At 71.1% G+C, this 17543-nt stretch carries 16 protein-coding genes and 1 pseudogene; 6 read left to right on the forward strand and 11 right to left on the reverse strand.

The features are described 5' to 3' along the window. Window positions 1-38 precede the first annotated feature (38 nt). From ACVN90_RS03835 to ACVN90_RS03850, 4 genes are all read left to right on the forward strand, one after another. On the forward strand, window positions 39-1058 hold the full coding sequence (locus ACVN90_RS03835; RefSeq protein ID WP_475102055.1) for an ABC transporter ATP-binding protein: 1020 nt from the start codon (window positions 39-41) through the stop codon (window positions 1056-1058). Then, on the forward strand, window positions 1055-2146 hold the full coding sequence (locus ACVN90_RS03840; protein ID WP_475100847.1) for an ABC transporter permease: 1092 nt from the start codon (window positions 1055-1057) through the stop codon (window positions 2144-2146). Before ACVN90_RS03835 ends, ACVN90_RS03840 begins: the two co-directional genes overlap by 4 nt. 128 nt (window positions 2147-2274) lie before the next feature. Next, window positions 2275-2760, forward strand: a complete 486-nt coding sequence (locus ACVN90_RS03845) for a MarR family winged helix-turn-helix transcriptional regulator (RefSeq protein WP_475100848.1) — start codon at window positions 2275-2277, stop codon at window positions 2758-2760. 287 nt (window positions 2761-3047) lie between these two features. Next, a complete protein-coding gene (locus tag ACVN90_RS03850) occupies window positions 3048-4238 on the forward strand; it encodes a glycosyltransferase (RefSeq protein WP_475100849.1) in 1191 nt (396 codons plus the stop codon). Window positions 4239-4247: 9 nt separating this feature from the next. On the opposite strand, the gene ACVN90_RS03855 is transcribed toward ACVN90_RS03850, so the two are convergent. The 4 genes from ACVN90_RS03855 to ACVN90_RS03870 all read right to left on the reverse strand — a co-directional run bounded on the left by ACVN90_RS03855 (window position 4248) and on the right by ACVN90_RS03870 (window position 7211). Next, complete coding sequence (locus ACVN90_RS03855) at window positions 4248-4499, reverse strand: SRPBCC domain-containing protein (RefSeq protein WP_475100850.1); 252 nt, start codon at window positions 4497-4499, stop codon at window positions 4248-4250. A 6-nt stretch (window positions 4500-4505) separates the two neighbouring features. Next, window positions 4506-5291 (reverse strand): alpha/beta fold hydrolase, encoded by a 786-nt coding sequence (locus tag ACVN90_RS03860; RefSeq protein ID WP_475100851.1) that lies wholly within the window; start codon window positions 5289-5291, stop codon window positions 4506-4508. A gap of 79 nt (window positions 5292-5370) precedes the next feature. Beyond that, window positions 5371-5964: a helix-turn-helix domain-containing protein gene (locus ACVN90_RS03865; protein ID WP_475100852.1), complete on the reverse strand. Its 594-nt coding sequence runs from the start codon at window positions 5962-5964 to the stop codon at window positions 5371-5373. Beyond that, the gene (locus ACVN90_RS03870) at window positions 5961-7211 is read right to left on the reverse strand and encodes an allantoate amidohydrolase (RefSeq protein ID WP_475100853.1); all 1251 of its coding nucleotides are present in this window, start codon (window positions 7209-7211) and stop codon (window positions 5961-5963) included. The genes ACVN90_RS03865 and ACVN90_RS03870 overlap by 4 nt, the downstream gene beginning before the upstream one ends. A 275-nt stretch (window positions 7212-7486) precedes the next feature. Here ACVN90_RS03870 and ACVN90_RS03875 point away from each other — a divergent pair, with 275 nt between their 5' ends. Further along, entirely contained in the window at window positions 7487-8683 is a 1197-nt protein-coding gene (locus ACVN90_RS03875; RefSeq protein ID WP_475098221.1) for an IS110 family RNA-guided transposase, read from the forward strand. Between the two features lie 20 nt (window positions 8684-8703). On the opposite strand, the pseudogene ACVN90_RS03880 reads toward ACVN90_RS03875, so the two are convergent. The 6 genes and pseudogenes from ACVN90_RS03880 to glnT form a co-directional block, all read right to left on the reverse strand. Continuing rightward, a pseudogene (locus tag ACVN90_RS03880) lies at window positions 8704-9834 on the reverse strand (FAD-dependent oxidoreductase); the annotation flags it as partial. Between the two features lie 10 nt (window positions 9835-9844). Then, complete coding sequence (locus ACVN90_RS03885; RefSeq protein ID WP_475100854.1) at window positions 9845-10432, reverse strand: HutD family protein; 588 nt, start codon at window positions 10430-10432, stop codon at window positions 9845-9847. Window positions 10433-10436: 4 nt separating this feature from the next. Beyond that, complete coding sequence (locus ACVN90_RS03890) at window positions 10437-11762, reverse strand: FMN-binding glutamate synthase family protein (protein WP_475100855.1); 1326 nt, start codon at window positions 11760-11762, stop codon at window positions 10437-10439. Between the two features lie 24 nt (window positions 11763-11786). Next, on the reverse strand, window positions 11787-12488 hold the full coding sequence (locus ACVN90_RS03895) for a protein glxC (RefSeq protein ID WP_475100856.1): 702 nt from the start codon (window positions 12486-12488) through the stop codon (window positions 11787-11789). After that, on the reverse strand, window positions 12485-13426 hold the full coding sequence (locus ACVN90_RS03900; RefSeq protein ID WP_475100857.1) for a class II glutamine amidotransferase domain-containing protein: 942 nt from the start codon (window positions 13424-13426) through the stop codon (window positions 12485-12487). The genes ACVN90_RS03895 and ACVN90_RS03900 overlap by 4 nt, the downstream gene beginning before the upstream one ends. Window positions 13427-13467: 41 nt before the next feature. After that, window positions 13468-14835, reverse strand: a complete 1368-nt coding sequence (gene glnT / locus ACVN90_RS03905) for a type III glutamate--ammonia ligase (protein WP_475100858.1) — start codon at window positions 14833-14835, stop codon at window positions 13468-13470. A gap of 268 nt (window positions 14836-15103) precedes the next feature. Between glnT and ACVN90_RS03910 the strand changes: the two genes are divergently transcribed. Next, window positions 15104-16375, forward strand: a complete 1272-nt coding sequence (locus tag ACVN90_RS03910; protein ID WP_475100859.1) for an ammonium transporter — start codon at window positions 15104-15106, stop codon at window positions 16373-16375. Window positions 16376-16461: 86 nt separating this feature from the next. Here the strand turns inward: ACVN90_RS03910 and ACVN90_RS03915 are convergent, their stop codons facing one another. Continuing rightward, complete coding sequence (locus ACVN90_RS03915) at window positions 16462-17505, reverse strand: LacI family DNA-binding transcriptional regulator (protein WP_475100860.1); 1044 nt, start codon at window positions 17503-17505, stop codon at window positions 16462-16464. Window positions 17506-17543: the final 38 nt, after the last annotated feature.

Consider the following 17543-nt stretch of genomic DNA (forward strand, 5'->3'; position numbering starts at 1 on the left):
CCGAGCCGCTCGGGCTCGCTAGGGTGGGGCGCGTGAGCATGCCGAGTCCGGCCCCTCAGGCCCCAGGAATCCCCGCCGAGCCCGGCATCGTCGTGCAGGGCGTGCGGCGCTCGTTCGGCGAGGTGCAGGCCGTCCGCAACGTGACCCTGCGGGCGCACGCCGGCCGTGTCACCGGCCTCGTCGGGCCGAACGGCTCGGGCAAGACGACGCTGCTCCTCATGCTCGCGTCCCTCCTGGCGCCCGACGCGGGCTCGATCCGCATCGACGGCGTCGACCCCGTGGCCGACCCGCAGGCGGCCCGCGCGCTGCTCGGCTGGATGCCCGACGCGCTCGGCGCGTGGAACTCGCTCAGCTCACGCGAGACGCTGGCGGTCACGGCGCGGCTGTACGGGATGCCGCGCGCCGAGGCATCCGTCCGTGCCGACGCCCTCCTCGCCGAGGTGGGCCTGGTCGATCTCGCCGATGCGCCCGCCCGCGTGCTCTCGCGCGGCCAGAAGCAGCGCCTGGGACTCGCGCGCGCCCTCGTGCACGACCCCCGGGTGCTGCTGCTCGACGAACCGGCGTCGGGTCTCGACCCGCAGGCGCGCATCGACTTGCGCCTGCTGCTCAGGCGCTTCGCCGCCGAGGGGCGCACGGTGCTCGTGTCGAGCCACATCCTGTCGGAGCTCGAGGAGGTCGTCGACGACGCCATCTTCCTGATGGCCGGCGCGACCGTCGACCCGGCGCGCGTCGAGGCGGCCTCGCGTCGCGCGCGCGTGTGGCGCGTGCGGATCGCCGGGGCCGAGGCATCCATCGCCCTCCCGAGCGTGGCCGACGCACTGCGGATCCCCGCGGAGAGCCTGGGTGTCGACCGCCGTGACGTCATGGTGTCGTTCGAATCGGAGGATGCTGCGGCCGCCGCGCTGCGTGACCTCGTCACCGCCGGACTCGACGTCGTGGAGTTCGCGGCCGCGCAGGGCGCGCTCGAGCGCACGTTCCTCGACCTCGGCGACGGACGCCCGCCGCAGGCGCCGCCCGAAGCCGCCGCCGCTGAAGACGAGAGCGAGGCGACCTCGTGAACGGTCAGCGACTCGGCACCATCGTCGGCCTCGAGCTGACCCAGCGCACCCGGAGCATCGCCTGGTACGTGCTGATCGGCGTCTTCGCGGTGCTGCTCGCGATCGTCACCGGGCTGTCGTTCCTCGCGTGGGGGTCGGCGTTGCAGCCGGGTGGGGCGATCTACTCCACGATCGTCTACATCACGCTGCTCCTCGTCGTGCTCGTCTCACCCACGTTGAGCGGCAACGCGATCAACGGGGATCGGGATGCTGCGACCCTCGCGCCCGTTCAGGTCACGCTGGCGACGACCTTCGAGATCCTGTTCGGCAAGTTCCTCGCCGCGTGGGTCACGGGCCTCGCGTTCGTGGCGGTGTCGGTGCCGTTCCTCGTGCTCGCGACGCTCGCGGGCGGGGGAGAGCCGGCGACGATCACGGTGTCGCTGCTGGTGCTCGTGTTCGAGGTCGGGATCATCTCGGCGATCGGCGTAGCGCTCAGCGGCATCCTGTCGCGTCCGCTGTTCTCGGTCGCGACGACGTACCTCGTCGTCGCAGCGCTCGTCGTCGGCACGCTCATCGCGTTCGCGCTCGTCGGCATGACGATGCGGTCCGAGGTGACGAACCACTACCGGTCGATCGATCAGTACTCTGGCGACACCTTCCCGTGCATGCCCGGAGAGACGCCCAGCGACGAGTACCCGTGCGACGACGATGCCGAGGTGACGTGCGGGGAATGGCAGACGTCGACCTACGAGGTGCCGCGGTTCGACCACGTGTGGTGGCTGCTCGCGGCCAACCCATTCGTGATCCTCGCCGACGCGACGCCCACGCAGTTCGACGAGAACGGCTATCCGAGCGACCTGTTCGGCCAGATCAAGTTCGGCGTGCGTGCGGCTCAGCAGCCGCCCGAGCTCGAGCAGCGCTGGGACGACTGTGCGCCTGCGCTCCAGGACGAACGACCCACGCCCGCGGAGGTCATCGACCAGTCGACGCCGAGCTGGTTCGTCGGCATGGCGCTGCAGCTGCTGCTCGCGGCGGGCCTGATGTGGTGGGCGTGGGCGCGGACGCGCACCCCCGCCGGGCGCCTGCCGTCGGGGACGCGCATCGCGTAGGAGCGGGCCCGCGCCCGGGCGCGGTGGTCCGGGGCTCAGCGCACGAGCGCAAGTCCTCCGGTCCAGCCGATCTGCTCGCCGACCGCCAGCAACTCGCTTGTCGCCACAACTATTCCTAGAATCGGAGAATGAGCAGGCCGAGGTTCTATACGGCGGATGAGCAGGACACCTGGGTGCCGTTCGCCGCCCTTCTCGAACTGCTCCCGCGCGAGCTCGACGCGCAGCTGCTGCGTGACGAGGACCTCACGCACTTCGACTACTTCGCGCTGTCGATGCTGTCGAACGCCGACGACCACCGCCTGCAGATGAAGGAGCTCGCGTCGATGACGAACGCGACGCTGCCGCGCCTGTCGCACGTGATCTCGCGGCTCGAGGCCCGTGACCTCGTGCGACGCGAGCGCAACGCCGCCGACGCCCGCGCCACCGACGCCGTCATCACCGCCGACGGTCGCCGCAAGGTGCTGCAGGCGACCCCCGGGCACGTCGCGACCGTTCGGTCCCTTCTCCTCGACGTGATCACGCCCGAGCAGGCGGCGCAGCTGCGCGAGATCACCGCCGCCGTGCTCGCCCGGCTCGATCCCGACGGACGCATGGCCGCGAGCCGCCCGCGCTGAGCCGCCGCGTTCGCATCGGGTGCTCTCGCCGAGAGCACGTGTTATTCGCGTTCGGATCGGGTGATCTCGGTGAGAGCACGCGATAGTGACGCGGGGAGCACGCGGACGTGCAGCTCGAGGCCCCGCACGCGCGGCGAGCGTTCACCCGATACACCCCGTCCGTTCATCGACATCAGGGCGCGTGGCCCCGACGATGGATCGACCGGCACCGGCGCCGACAGTGACCGGCCGGAACGAAGGTTCCGGCATTCGATCCGTCCGTCGTCCCTCCACCCGAGAGGTGCCACATGACCCTTCGCGTGCTGTCTCTGTATGAAGGATTCTTCGCCGGTGGGGCGCGGATCCTCCACTCCGACGTCGTCACCGGCCTGCACTCCGGCGGCGAGCAGTCCCACGCGGTGCTGTCGCTGTCCGCGCAGGCGCGACGCGACGCGACGGTCCAGTTCGCCCACGATGATCCGCGCTATCAGCGGCTCGCCGGGGCGGGTGTCGAGATCACGGCGCTCGGCGGCACCGCCGGCGCGGATCCGATGGCCCCATCGTCGTTCGGCGAACTCGACCTGCACCGTGCCGCCGAGGCGATCGCCCAGGCCGACGTCGTGCTCTCGCTCAAGGAGCAGCCGCTCGGCCTGCTCCTCGCGCTGCGTGCGCACGGGCTGATGCCGTCGGTGCCCGTCGCCGTGTGCCTCCACCGCTCGGACCCGACGCACTCGGGCCCCGCGCTCGGGTGGCTGCGCGAGGCGGCTGAGACGGGGCTGCTCACGGCCACGATCTCGTGCGCGGGCTCGACCGACGAGGCGTACGCGCAGCATCTGCCGTTCGGCTTGGATCGGCGGGTCGTGCGCAACGGCATCGACATCGACGTGTTCGGGCCTGCCGCTGACGACGCCGAGCTTGCTGCGTTGCGCGCCGGTCTCGGCATCCCGCTCGACGCGCCCGTGGTTCTGCTCGCCGCCCGGTTCGACGCCATGAAGGACCCGGGGTTGTTCCTCCGCGCGGCGGCACGGCACGCCGCGGCCCGCCCGGATGCGCACTACGTGCTGTGCGGCGCCGGCATGACCCACGACAACGCGGGGTTCGCTTCGCTGATGACGGATGCTGCGACCCCGGCCGACCGCGTGCACGCCCTCGGCATTCGCGGCGACATGCCGGCGCTCTACCGGATCGCAGACATCGTCGCGCTCACCAGCGCGTTCGGGGAGGCCTCCCCGCTGTGCCTGCTCGAGGGTGCGGCGTCGGGCGCGACGCCGGTCACCACCGACGTCGGCGACGCCGCCCAGAGCGTCGAGGGCTTCGGCCTCGTGACCCCGCGCGACCCCGACGCCATCGCGGGCGCCTGGAAGACCGTGCTCGACGATCGCGCCCGCTACCGCGACGCGGCGCTCGCCGCCCGCCCCGGGCTGTCGCGCGGCCGGATGATCGACGAGTACCGCGCGGCGATCGAGAGCCTCGCCGAGCGTCGGCGCCTCGCTGCCTGAGCGGCGTCGTCAGGCGTAGAAGCCGTCGCGAAGGTTGATGCCGTGCTCGACCCACACCTTGAGGGCGGCGAGCATGCCCGTCCAGCCCTCGCAGTTGCCGAACGCGCTCTTCACTCCGTCAGCGTTGGCCTGCCAGGCGGACTCGGTGATCGTGACGAGCGTCCGCGCGCCATCGTCGACGGGCTCGAATTCGAACGTGGTCGTGGTCTCAGCCTCGACCCCGGCCCGCGCCTCCCACCGGATGACGAGCTTTCGCGGCAAGCTCGCTCAACGACCGGGAAGGAAGCGCTCCCGGATCACCTTCGCCGTGGCGGCGGGGTCGGGGCGATGCATCACCGACTCGGGGACGACGACGAGCTCGGCGCCGTCGATCTCGTCGGCGAGACGGTCCGACGAGCCGATCAGCAACGGGAATGTCTGCGCGCCGCGCAGCACGGTGACCGGGGCTGAGACCGAGAGCATCTCGGCGCTCGGCGTCGACGCCTCCCGCGTGAGGTTGGTGTCGTACACCGTCGACTGCGCGAGCGGCAGCAGCGCGGCGAACTGATCGCTCGCGCGGATGCCCTCGACCATCTCCCGCGGCAGCCCCACGCCCTCGAGCTGGAAGGTCACGATCGCGTCGTCGAGTCGTCCTTCGTCGACGGCCGACTGCAAGCGCTCCGCGAGATCGTCGGCCGGCTCGTCGACGCCGAACCGCAGCGGTGGCTCCGACAGGAAGAGCGCCCGCACCGGCACCCCTCGCGAGGCGGCGACCAGCGCGAGCACCGCACCGGACGAGTGGCCGAGCACTGCCGCCTCTCCGCCGACGGCCTGGATCACCGCCCCCAGGTCCTCGACTTCCCGGTCGGGAGTCGAGCCGCGTGCGTCGCCGCTGGAGCCGCGCGCCCGGCGGTCCCACGTGACGGCGCGGAACCCGGCGTCCGCCAGGGCCGTCGCCAGCCCCGCCGCGTCGGCGGCCGTCGACATGGCGCCGTTCACGATGACGACGACCGGGCCGTCACCCGTCTGGTCGTAGGCGATGGGTGTCCCGTCAGCAGAGGTCACGGTGTCCATTGCGCCAGCCAATCACGGGCGTCCGACATGCGACAGGGGCGCAGCATCCGTCCCCCGACATCGCGGGGCGCGCGGCCGCTCAGCGCGACCGGATCGCGAGGAACCGGATCGGCACCTCGATGAGCTCGACCGGGCCGTGGGCGGCCTCGCCGTCGAGCAGGAGCGCATCGCCCGGCGCCATCTCGTACTCGTAGCCGCCGTGTCCGTACTTCATGCGACCCTCGAGCATGTAGAGGAACTCGGTGCCCGGGTGCTGGAAGAGAGGGAACACGTTCGAGGCGTCGGTGAGCGTCACGAGGGTCGGCTCGAGGGCGTTCGGGGTGTCTTTCAAGACGCCGAGCATCCGGTACAGATGCCCGTGTTGTGTGCCGCTGCGCACGCTCACGCTGCCTGCGCCTGCCTTGGTGAACGACGCCTCGCGGTCGCTCGCCGACCCGCGGAACAGCGCCGTGACTGGGATGCCGAAGCCATCCGCCAGCCGCTGCAGCGTCGTGAGCGAGCACGAGGTCGTCGCCGACTCGATCTTCGAGATCATCGCCTTCGACAGCCCCGTGCGCGCCGCGAGATCGGCCGCCGAGATGCCCTGCTCGGCGCGGTAGCGGCGCACCTGCTGGGCGATGATCGGCTCGAGCACGCCTCCCGCGCCATCTGCTCCCGGGATCGCGGCACTCACCTCGCCATCATATGGTCCGCCTCGACCGCGGCCCCGGGGGCCGGCGCGGCCAGCCCCTGCAGCACATCGGCCAGCGCGACGGCGCCGAGTTCGGCATCCGCGTCCTCCACGAGCTCTTCGGGGGAGTGCGAGATGCCGGTCGGGTTGCGGACGAAGAGCATCGCGGTGGGGACGGATGCTGCGAGCACGCCCGCGTCGTGACCAGCACCCGTGCCCAGCTCGGGGGCGTCGGCGAGGGTCGCACGCAGCGCCTCGCGGAGGCCCTGGTCGAAGTCGACGGTGGGGCTCAAGGACTCCTCGCGCACCTCGGCGAGGCAGCCCTCTTCGAGAGCGACCGCGAGAACCCTGTCGCGGGCCTGGGATACGAGCGCCGCTGTGACCAGGTCGTCGGGGTGGCGGATGTCGATCCAGAACCGCACCTGCGACGCGATGACGTTGGTACCGCCGGGCACCGGCTCGAGCCGGCCCACCGTGGCGCGTGCGTCCGGCGTGCGGCGCGCGAGATCGCGGATCTCCACGACCATGCGCGCGGCGGCGACCATGGGGTCGCGGCGGTCGTCCATGAGGGTGGTGCCGGCGTGGTTGCCCTGCCCGTCGACTGTCACGCGCCATCGGCCGTGACCGAGGATCGACGACGCGATCGCGACCGGCTTCCCGAGATCGATCAGCCCGCGCCCCTGCTCTACGTGCAGCTCGACGAACGACGAGATGCGCGCGAGCCGTTCGGGATCGGGGCCGACGTGCGCCGGGTCGAGGCCGTCGCGGCGCAGGGCCTCGGCGAGCGTGTCACCCTCGCGGTCGGTGAGCGCGAGGGCGCGCTCGGGGCTGATCGCGCCGCTCATGAGCCGCGAGCCCAGGCACGCGACGCCGAAGCGCGACCCCTCCTCCTCGGGGAAGACCGCGATCCCGATGGGGCGGTCCGGAACGATCGAGCGCTCATGCAGCAGATCGACGGCGGCGAGAGCGGATGCGACGCCCAGCGGTCCGTCGTAACCACCCCCGCCCGGGACCGAGTCGAGGTGGCTGCCCGTGATCACGGCGTCCGCGGTGCTGCCCCCCGGGTTCCACCACGCCCACAGCGTGCCGTTGCGGTCGCGCTCGACGTCGAGGCCACGGGCTTCCGCGCGGCCCGTGAACCATTCGCGGAGCTCGCGATCGGCGTCCGAGTATCCGGCACGGCTGAACCCGCCGCGCGCGGGATCCGCGCCCACCGCCGCGATCTCGCGCAGCATGCCCGCGACGCTCATTGGTGCACCATCGCTTCTGTAGCGCGAGCGGGTCGCGTTGGATGAGGCTTCCTGTTGAACCGCCGGCCGGTGGCTGACCGCCTGAGCCGCTTGTCCCTCGAGGACCAGCATGAGATCTGCGGCAGCCGCCGGGCCGGGAAGCCGATACCGGCGCTAGGGATATGCGGGTTGGACCGCCACGCAATGAGCATCCGGACTGGCTCCCCGTCACCGACGGTGCCAGATCCATCATCACAGGAAGGACCGGACAGATGTCCACAGAGAACGACCCGCGGTTGTTCGCCGGCATCGACTGGGCCAGCAACACCCATGCCGTCTGCGTGGTCGACGCTCACGGAGAGATCCGGGTGCGTTTCGAGATCGCTAACACCGGCAAGACCTTCGCGGGGCTCGTGAAACGGTTGGCCAAGCTCGCCGTCGAAGGCGTCGCGATCGAACGGTGTGACGGGCCGCTGGTCGAAGCGCTGCTGGACGCGAACCTGCACGTCGTGGTGATCACGCCACGACAGGTCAAGGGACTGCGCAGCCGCTACTCCGGCTCGGGCGCGAAGTCCGACGCCGGCGACGCCTACCTGCTCGCCGACGTGCTGCGCACCGATGGCCACCGGCTGAGCCCGCTGACCCAGGACAGCGGCGCCACCCAGGTACTGCGGTCGCTGTCGCGCACCCGCAAGCAGCTCGTCGAGGCCCGGGTCGGGTTGATGAACCAGCTGCGCGCCGAACTGGAGCGCTGCTTCCCCGGCGCGATCGGCCTGTTCGCCCGACTGGACAGCGACGTCACCATCGCGTTCCTGCGCCGCTACCCCACCCAGCGCGCCGCCGCCCGACTCACCCCGGCCCGGCTCGCGGCGTTCCTGCGGCGCATCGCCTACTGCGGCCGCAAGAGCGTCGACGACCTCTACGCTCGCGTCACCCAAGCGCCCCCGGCGGGACTGTCCGCCGAGGAAGCCGACGGGCACGCCGTCTGCGTCCACGCCCTGCTCAAAGCCATGGAGACCATCCGCAACCAGGAACGCGAACTGGAAGCCGAGATCATCGAACGCCTCGACGCCCACGCCGACGCGCACATCTTCACCAGCCTCCCCAAAGCGGGCCACGGCGTCCGCGCCGCAACGCTGCTCGCCGAGATCGGCGACGTCCGCGCCCGGTTCCCCGACGAGGAATCCCTCGCCGCCCTCGCCGGCGTCGCACCCGTCACCAGAGCCAGCGGAAAGATCCACTCCGTCGCGTTCCGCTGGGCCGCGGACAAGAAGCTCCGCAACGCGCTCATCGACTTCGCCGACGACTCCCGACACGCCAGCCCCTGGGCCGCGAAGATCTACCAAGATGCCATCGCCCGCGGCAAACGCCACCCCCATGCCGTCCGCATCCTCGCCCGCGCCTGGGTCCGCGTGATCTGGCGCTGCTGGCAAGACCACACCGCCTACAACCCCCAACTCCACGGAGGCGCCATGCAGCAGATCGCCGCCTGAGGTTGACCTAGGGAATCTCATGCGCCCGCCAGGGCCGCGAGCGGGCGGAACCGCGCCACCCCCGAGTCCGAGCCGGTGACGAGCCGCGCGGTGAGCTCGCCCAGCAGCGGAGCGAACTTGGCGCCGTGGCCGGAGCAGGGCGAGAGGATCGTCACGCCGCCGACGCGGTCGATGATGAACTCGTCGGCCGGCGCGTTCGTGAACAGGCACGTGGTCTCGGCGTACGGCTCGGGCACGAGTCCGGGCAGCGCCTCGGCGACGTACTCGACGAGCCGCTCGCGCCGCGCCGGGTCGATGATGCGGTCGTGCTCGAGCGCCGAGCCGATGACGCGGCCGCCGTTGTACTCCGCGACCTTCTGCCCGCGGAAGTCCGCGTCGCGTCCGCCGGGCAGGCCGTACACCTGGATGTCGGACCGCTTGTTGATGAAGGTCGGCCACGCCGTCTCGGGGTCGCGGTACGGGAAGTGCAGCGCCTGCTCCTGCCGCACCTCGAGCGTCGGGAACGCGTCGAGCGCCTCCTGTGGCAGGCCCAGACCGCCGAGCAGCGCGGGCAGCCATCCGCCTGCCGCGACGACGACCTGCGACGCCACGACCGTATCGCCCGCCTCCGACTCGACGAGGTAGTCGTCGCCGTGGGGGAGCACTCGCGTGGCGGCCCAGTCCTGTCGCAGTTCGGCGCCCGCGGTCACCGCGAGCCCGACCATCGTCTTCACCGTCTCCTCGGCATCGATGACGCCGGCGTTCTCGTGCCACAGCACCGGACCGTCGAAGGCGAAGCCCGCCCAGCGGGCCGAAGCCTCGGCGGCAGTCAGCAGTTCGTGCGCGATGCCCGCGTTCGCGAGCACCGCTGCCAGCGCCGCCGGATCGCGGGTCGCGCCGTAGTCCAGCGAGCCCGTGGGGGTGATGAGGCGCTCGCCGCGGAGGTCTTCGAGCTCGTCCCAGCCACGCCGCGCCTCGACCATGAGCCCCGTGTAGAAGGGGTCGGGGTAGGTGTAGCGCAGGATGCGTGCCGAGCCGTGCGAGCTGCCCCACTCGCTCGCGGGAACGCTGCGCTCGAGGATGACGACGTCATGCCCGCGCCGGGCGAGCTGCCACGCCGTTGCGGCGCCCGCGAGGCCGGCGCCGATGATCGCGATCGGGTGAGTGGACATTCCAGGCCTTTCAGGTGTGCGGCTCGTCGCCGGACGGAGTGAGATCGAATCGCGCGATGAGCGCGGACTCGCAGCGGATGCGGCGTTCGCGCGGGCTCTGCAGCAGCGCGCTGCCGGGCGGGAGCGGCAGGTCGTCGACCGTCGCCGCTCCCGCGAGCAGCACCGTGAGGGTCGCGTCCGGGTCGACGTGCACCGTGCCGCGGTGCAGGTCGACCCGGTACGCGGGTTCTGCGAGCCCGCGCTTGACCATGAGGTTCACGACCGAGACGCCGCCGCGATCCGCGGTCGCGATGACGCGGGCTTCACCACGGAAACGGATGCCGCGCTCCCGCGTGACGCGCCGCTCGACGCCGTCGACGGCCAGGGTGACCGTGGGCGCACTCAGCGGGATGAGCACGCGGTCTGTGCCGGGAAACGCGGAGAACGGCATCCGTCCGCGCAGCTCCGCGATGCTCAGCCGCCATGCGAGCCGCTTCGCGAGCACGCGCGTGACGCCGAGGCCGTTCGCCCACGACTCCGGAGAGGCGTCGGCGGGCGTGACCACATCCAGGTCGGCCAGATCGGCAAGACCAGCCTGTGCGCCCAGGTCGAGGGACATCGCGTCAGCTGCGCCCGGGGATCCAGGACGTGCCGGCCAGCGGCACTCCCGCCATCGCCGCGGACTCGACCGTGAGGGCGACGAGGTCCTCCGGCTCGAGGTTGCGCACGTGGGACTTGCCGCACGCGCGGGCGATGGTCTGCGCCTCGAGCGTGAGCACGCGGAGGTAGTTCGCGAGGCGGCGCCCGGCGGCGACCGGGTCGAGGCGTGCCGAGAGTTCCGGGTCCTGCGTCGAGATGCCGGCGGGGTCGCGGCCGTCCTGGAAGTCGTCGTAGAAGCCGGCCGCAGAGCCGAGCTTCGCGTACTCGTCGGCGTAGCGCGGGTCGTTGTCGCCGAGAGCGATCAGGGCCGCAGTGCCGATGGCCACAGCATCCGCCCCCAATGCCAGCGCCTTCGCGACGTCGGCACCGTTGCGGATGCCGCCCGACACGATGAGCTGCACGCCGGTGCGGTGGACGCCGAGCTCCTGCAGCGCCTGGACGGCGGGTCCGATCGCCGCGAGCGTCGGGATGCCGACATGCTCGATGAACACCTGCTGCGTCGCCGCGGTGCCGCCCTGCATGCCGTCGAGCACGACGACGTCGGCGCCGGCCTTCACCGCGAGCGCGGTGTCGTAGTACGGCCGCGAGGCGCCGATCTTGACGTAGATGGGCTTGCGCCAGTCGGTGATCTCGCGGATCTCGGCGATCTTGATCGTGAGGTCGTCGGGTCCGGTCCAGTCGGGGTGGCGGCTCGCCGAGCGCTGGTCGATGCCGACCGGGAGCGTGCGCATGCCCGCGACGCGCTCGGTGATCTTCTGGCCGAGCAGCATGCCGCCGCCGCCGGGCTTGGCGCCCTGGCCGAGCACGATCTCGATCGCGTCGGCCTTGCGGAGGTCGTCGGGGTTCATGCCGTAGCGCGACGGCAGGTACTGGTAGACGAGCGTCTTCGACTGGCCTCGCTCCTCGGGCGTCATGCCGCCGTCGCCGGTGGTGGTCGAGGTGCCCGCTTCGCTCGCACCCCGGCCGAGGGCCTCCTTGGCGTTGGCCGAGAGGGCCCCGAAGCTCATGCCCGCGATCGTCACCGGGATGTCGAGGTGGATCGGCTCGAGCGCGTTGCGGGCGCCGAGGGTGACGTCGGTCGCGCACTTCTCGCGGTAGCCCTCGAGCGGGTAGCGCGACATGCTCGCCCCGAGGAAGAGGAGGTCGTCGAAGTGCGGCAGTGCGCGCTTCGCGCCCCAGCCGCGGATGTCGTAGATGCCGGTGTCGGCGGCGCGCTGGATGTCGGCGATGGTGGCGCGGTCGAAGGTCGCGGATTCGCGCAGGCCGAGGGCGGCGAGATCGGTGGTCATGTGAAGCTCCTGGGTCTCTGGGGGTCAGTACGCGCCGGCGTTGTCGACCTTGAAGTGGTAGAGGTTGCGCGCCGAGCCGTACCTCTTGAAGTCGGCGGGGTCCTCGGTGCGGCCGGCGCGCTCGAGCAGCTCCGCGAGCTCGGCGAGGTGCTCGGGGCGCATCTCCTTCTCGACGCAGTCGGCGCCGAGGGAGGCGACATGGCCGCGCACGTAGATGCGGGCCTCGTAGATCGAGTCGCCGAGGGCCTCGCCGGCGTCGCCGCACACGACGAGGCGGCCGGCCTGCGCCATGAAGGCCGACGCGTGGCCGATGCTGCCTCCCACGACGATGTCGACGCCCTTCATCGAGATGCCGCAACGGGCGCCGGTGTTGCCGTCGACGATCACGAGACCGCCGTGACCGGTCGCGCCGGTCGACTGCGAGGCATCCCCGGTCACGTGCACGACGCCCGACATGATGTTCTCGGCGAGGCCGACGCCGGCGCTGCCGTGCACCGTGGCGGTGCCGGTCTGGTGCATGCCGGCGAAGTAGTAGCCGACGTTGCCCTCGACGGTGACGTCGATGTCGGCCGTGATGCCGACCGCGATGTTGTGGCTGCCGACCGGCGACTCGACGACGAACGCGTCGCCGTCGGCCGCGTCGTGCAGCAGCTGGTTGAGCTGGCGGACGGTCGAATCAGCGAGGTCGATCGTGGTTGCGGTGGCTGCGGGGGCGATGAGGGTCATCGGGCTGCTCCTTCAAGGACGGGCGCGAGCGCCCCGGTCGTGATGGTCCACGTGTAGACGACGCCGGGCGACGGCTCGAAGATGCGGGCGTCCTCGATGCCCGGCAGGCCCGCGAGGGCGCGGTACTCCGACGCCATCGCGATCCAGTCGTCGGTCTCGGCGATGATCGCCGGCTTGCACGCGATGGGGTCGCGGACGACCGCCATGCTGTCGGCGGTGGTGACGACGAGCGTGTAGAACCCGTCGAACACGCCCTGCAGCGCTTCGAGCGCGGTCTTCAGGTCGTCGCCGTGGTCCATCCGCCACGCGATGAAGCGCGCCGCGACCTCGGAGTCGTTCTCGCTGTCGAACTCGACGCCCTCGGCGCGCAGCCACCGGCGGATCGAGGCGTGGTTGCTGAACGAGCCGTTGTGCACGAGGCAGAGGTCCTCGGCGACGGTGAAGGGGTGCGCGCCGACGGCGGTCACGGCCGACTCGGTCGCCATGCGGGTGTGCGACAGCGCCTGCGTGCCGCTGATCTCGGTGAGTCCGTACACCTCGGCGAGCTCGACCGGGTGGCCGACGCCCTTCAGCACCGCCACGTTCGATCCGCGCCCGATGATGCTCTCGCCGGGAAGCGCCGCACGCACCGCCTTCTCCAGGACGGATGCCGGGGCCCCGGCGTTCACGAGCACCGATTCGGCATACGCGACCACTGTCGGCTCCGCCCCCTCCGGCAGGCTCGCGCGCAGGTCCGCCGCGAGGACCGCGGGGTCAGCATCCGTGATCACCGTGATCGCCGACGATCCCTCCGGAATCAGCCGATCCGAGCCGTAGAGGGCGAGGCCAGCCGAATCGGGGCCGCGCTCGACGATCTCGCACAGCATGCCGTGCATGAGGCCGCCGAGCTCGCCACGCAGCGCGGGGTTGCGAATCTGCAGTGCAGCGATTCCGCACATAGAAGAGGTTCCTTTCGTTCGTGAAACGGATGCCGCGGCGCTCAGTACGCCGTGAGGTAGCGGTCGAGTTCCCACTCGGTGACGGTGTTGTGCCAGCCGAGGAACTCGTCCTCCTTGGCGTCGGCGAAGTACTCGCCCACGCCGTGACCGGCGTCGAGGGCCTCGCGCAGCACGGCGTCGTCGCGGAGCGACTGCACCGCGTGCAGCAGGGTTCGGGGGAGCACGGCCGACGTCTCGCGGAACTCGCCGGGTCCGCACGGGGCGCCGGGGTCGGCCGCCCGCTCGATGCCGTCGAGGCCGGCGTGCACCACCGCGGCGAGGGCGAGGTACGGGTTCGCCGAGCCGTCGGCCGCGCGCAGCTCGATGCGGTTCGCGTCGGGCACGCGGATGAAGTGCGTGCGGTCGTTGCCGCCGTAGGTCGCGTGCTTGGGCGACCATGTCGCGCCCGAGGCGCTCGTCGTCGCACCACGGCGCTTGTACGAGTTGACGCTCGGCGCGAGGAACAGCTGCAGCCCGGGGGCGTGGTCGAGCATGCCCGCGACGAACGAGTAGGCGACCTCCGAGAGTCCGAGGCCGCGCTCGTCGGCCGCGGAGGGGAACACCGGTGCGCCGTCGTCGTTCCACAGCGAGAGGTGGAAGTGCAGGCCGTTGCCGGCGCGGTCGCTGAAGGGCTTCGGCATGAACGTCGCGGTCATGCCGCGCTGCTCGGCGAGCATGCCGATGAGGTAGCGCAGCGTGATGACGCGGTCGGCCGTGACGAGCGCCTCGTCGTACTGGAAGTTCTGCTCGAACTGGCCTGGGGCGTCTTCGTGGTCGTTGGCGTAGTTGCCCCAGCCGAGCGCGTTCATCGCGTCGCTGACCGCCGCGAGGTGGTCGTACATGCGCGTCACGCCGCGGGCGTCGTAGCAGGAGCGCAGGCCCTCGTCCTTCGCATCGGCGGCGGTCAGGGTGCCGTCTTCGGAACGGTCGACGAGGAAGTACTCGACTTCGGCGCCGACCTTGGCCGAAAGTCCGCGCTCGGCGAGGCGGGCGAGCGCGCGCTTCAGGATCACGCGCGGCGCGTAGGGCCAGGGCTCACCGTCGACGTAGGGGTCGCAGTGCACGATCGCGAGGCCCTCGCGCACGAACGGGATGGGCGCGTACGAGTCGAGGTCGGGCACGGCGATGAGGTCGGCGTCGTGCGGGCGCTGGCCGATGAGACCGGCGGCGAAGCCCGCGAATCCGAGCTCGCCGGATTCGAGCTCGTCGGCCGCCGAGACGGGCACCAGCTTGGCGCAGGGCTTGCCGTTGAGGTCGACGAACACCGCGAGGATGAAGCGGACATCGTCCGCCAGCGCGCGGTCGCGCAGCGACTGCGGTGCGGTGGGGAGCGTGACGAGGTCACCCCCGGCGAAGGCGGGAAGGGTCATAGCGGATCTCCTCAGGTCGAGTTGACTGTTGGTGAAGCTTGTTGAACGACAGTAACAACCAGTCCGCTCCGCGCAGGTGTCGCCCATGTTTCGGGCGCGTAAAACCGGTCTCACCCGACGTCACGCAAGGTTCACGCGGCAGAAATCGCCGCTGAGTTGCGCGTGGTGAAAATGGGTTGCACGGCAGTGGTCTGCCGGCAGGCGCAGATCACAGGTGCACCGCAACCCGGCGGTCCCTCCCGCAGCCGCCTGCAGAGAGGCTCGCGTCATGGATCAGGGAAACACCACATTCATCCTGCTGTCGGCAGCGCTCGTGCTGCTGATGGCGCCCGGTCTGGCCTTCTTCTACGGAGGCCTCGTCAAAGCGAAGAGCGTCATCAGCATGATGATGATGACGTTCGGCGCGGCCGGGCTCATCGGCGTGCTGTGGGTGATCTACGGCTACGCGATCGCGTTCCCCAGCGCCGACGGACTCGTCGCGCCGTGGTCGATCGACTGGTCGGCCATCGGACTCGAGAGCCTCATCGAGGTGCCGGAGGGAGCGGCCTACCCGCCCATGGCGTTCGTCGCCTTCCAGGCCACGTTCGCGATCATCACGGTGGCGCTGATCTCCGGCGCGATCGCCGATCGCGCGAAGTTCGGATCATGGATGCTGTTCGCCGGCGTGTGGGCGACGGTCGTGTACTTCCCGGTCGCCAGCTGGGTGTTCAACTTCGGGCTCGCCGAGGACGGCAGCTTCGCCTACGGCGGCTGGATCACGTATGGCCTGCAGGAGGTCTTCGGCGTCGGTGTCATCGACTTCGCCGGCGGTACCGCGGTGCACATCAACGCCGGAGCCGCGGCCCTCGCCCTCGCACTCGTGCTCGGCAAGCGCGTCGGGTTCAAGAAGGGCGTCCACGTTCCCCACAACCCACCGTTCGTGCTCCTCGGCGCGGGCCTGCTGTGGTTCGGCTGGTTCGGCTTCAACGGCGGCTCCGAGCTCGCCGCAGACGGCACCGCGGCCCTCGTCTACGTGAACACGATCGCCGCGACCGCCGCGGCGCTGCTCGCCTGGCTCGTGGTCGAGAAGCTCAAGGACGGCAAGCCCACCTCGGTCGGCGCCGCCTCTGGCGCGGTTGCCGGCCTCGTCGCAATCACTCCGGCCTGTGCCGCGCTCACCCCGATCTGGGCGATCGTGCTCGGCCTCGTCGCCGGCGCCCTCTGCGCCCTGGCGATCGAGCTCAAGTACAAGTGGGGCTTCGACGACTCGCTCGACGTGGTGGGCATCCACCTCGTCGGCGGCCTCATCGGCACGCTCTACCTCGGGTTCTTCGCCACCGGCACCGGCCTCTTCATGGGCGGTGACGGCACTCAGCTGCTGGTCCAGGCGATCGCCGCCTTCGCGGTGCTCGGCTACTCGCTCATCCTCACGCTCGTGATCGGCTTCGCGATCGACAAGACGCTCGGTTTCCGCGCCAAGAACGAGGACGAGATCGCCGGCCTCGACCTCGCCGAGCACGGCGAGACGGGCTACGTGCTGGACGAGAAGCAGCCGGCCTGACGCCCCGCGCGGGGTCGCAGCATCCGTCCCCCGTCCGGCTGGAATCGCGAAAGGGTAGGTTTCCGCACACCACGGCGTGCGGGAATCTACCCTGGCGCCGGGCCGGAGGACTCGCGCACCACCACGTGCGGGATGTCGATGGGCACGGCGCGCGGCGGAACGCCCTCGATCTCTCCGATGAGGGAGGCGACCGCCTCGCGTCCGCGTGCGACGTGGTCGACACGTAGCGTGGTCAGTGGGGGATCGATGTACGCCGACTCGGGGAGGTCATCGACGCCGACGACGCTGACGTCTGCCGGGACGCGCAGGCCCCGTCGCTTGAGGGCGAGGATGGCGCCGATCGCCATCTGGTCGTTCGCCACCACGTAGGCGGTCGCGTCGGGGAGCGTCGGGAGGCCGGCGATGGCGTCGTAGCCGGATCGGGCGGACCAGTCGCCGGTGAGTTCGCCGGCGTGGACGAGACCGAGATCCTCGACCGCCGCCGCGAACGCGCGCGCCCGGTTGCGGCCTGCCGACCAGTTCGCGGGGCCTGCCACGTGGGCGAGCCGGCGGTGACCGAGGTCGCGGAGGTAGGTGATGAGCGCGGGCATGCCGACGCGGGAGACGTCAGTCTTCGCGAGCCGGGTGTCGTCTGCCTCGCTGTGGACGTACGTCGGCATGGTGAAGTGCGCGGCCTCGAACGCGCGCACCATCTCGTCGGTGGATGCGAGGGCGAGGACCCCTGCCAGGGTGTTCGGCCCGATCAGGGCGAGGGACTTGGCGATCGAGTCGCGGTCGTGGGCGTCGAGTGAGATGACGTCGAGCACGTAGCCGGACTCGCGCGCTTCCATGGTCGCGCCGTGCGCGGTGAGACTGGGACCCGTCTCGGACTCGTCGTGGACGAGCGCGCCGATGCGGTGGGACCGCCCGGACTTGAGGCTGCGGGCCGACAGGTTCGGCTGATAGCCGAGTTCGGCGAGCGCCGCCTCCACGCGCGCCTTGGTCTCCGGCCGGATGCCCGGGTAGCCCGTGAGGAACCGGCTGACCGTCTGATGCGACACGCCGGCCACCTGTGCGACGTCGTAGATCGTCGCTGCGCGCGCCGACCCCGACGGCGGCGCCCCCAGTTGCGGTTGGGTCTCTTTGCTCACGATTCCCGATTGTCCCTTGACAACGCGATGTTACCGGA

Source organism: Microbacterium sp. F01 (assembly GCF_056156365.1).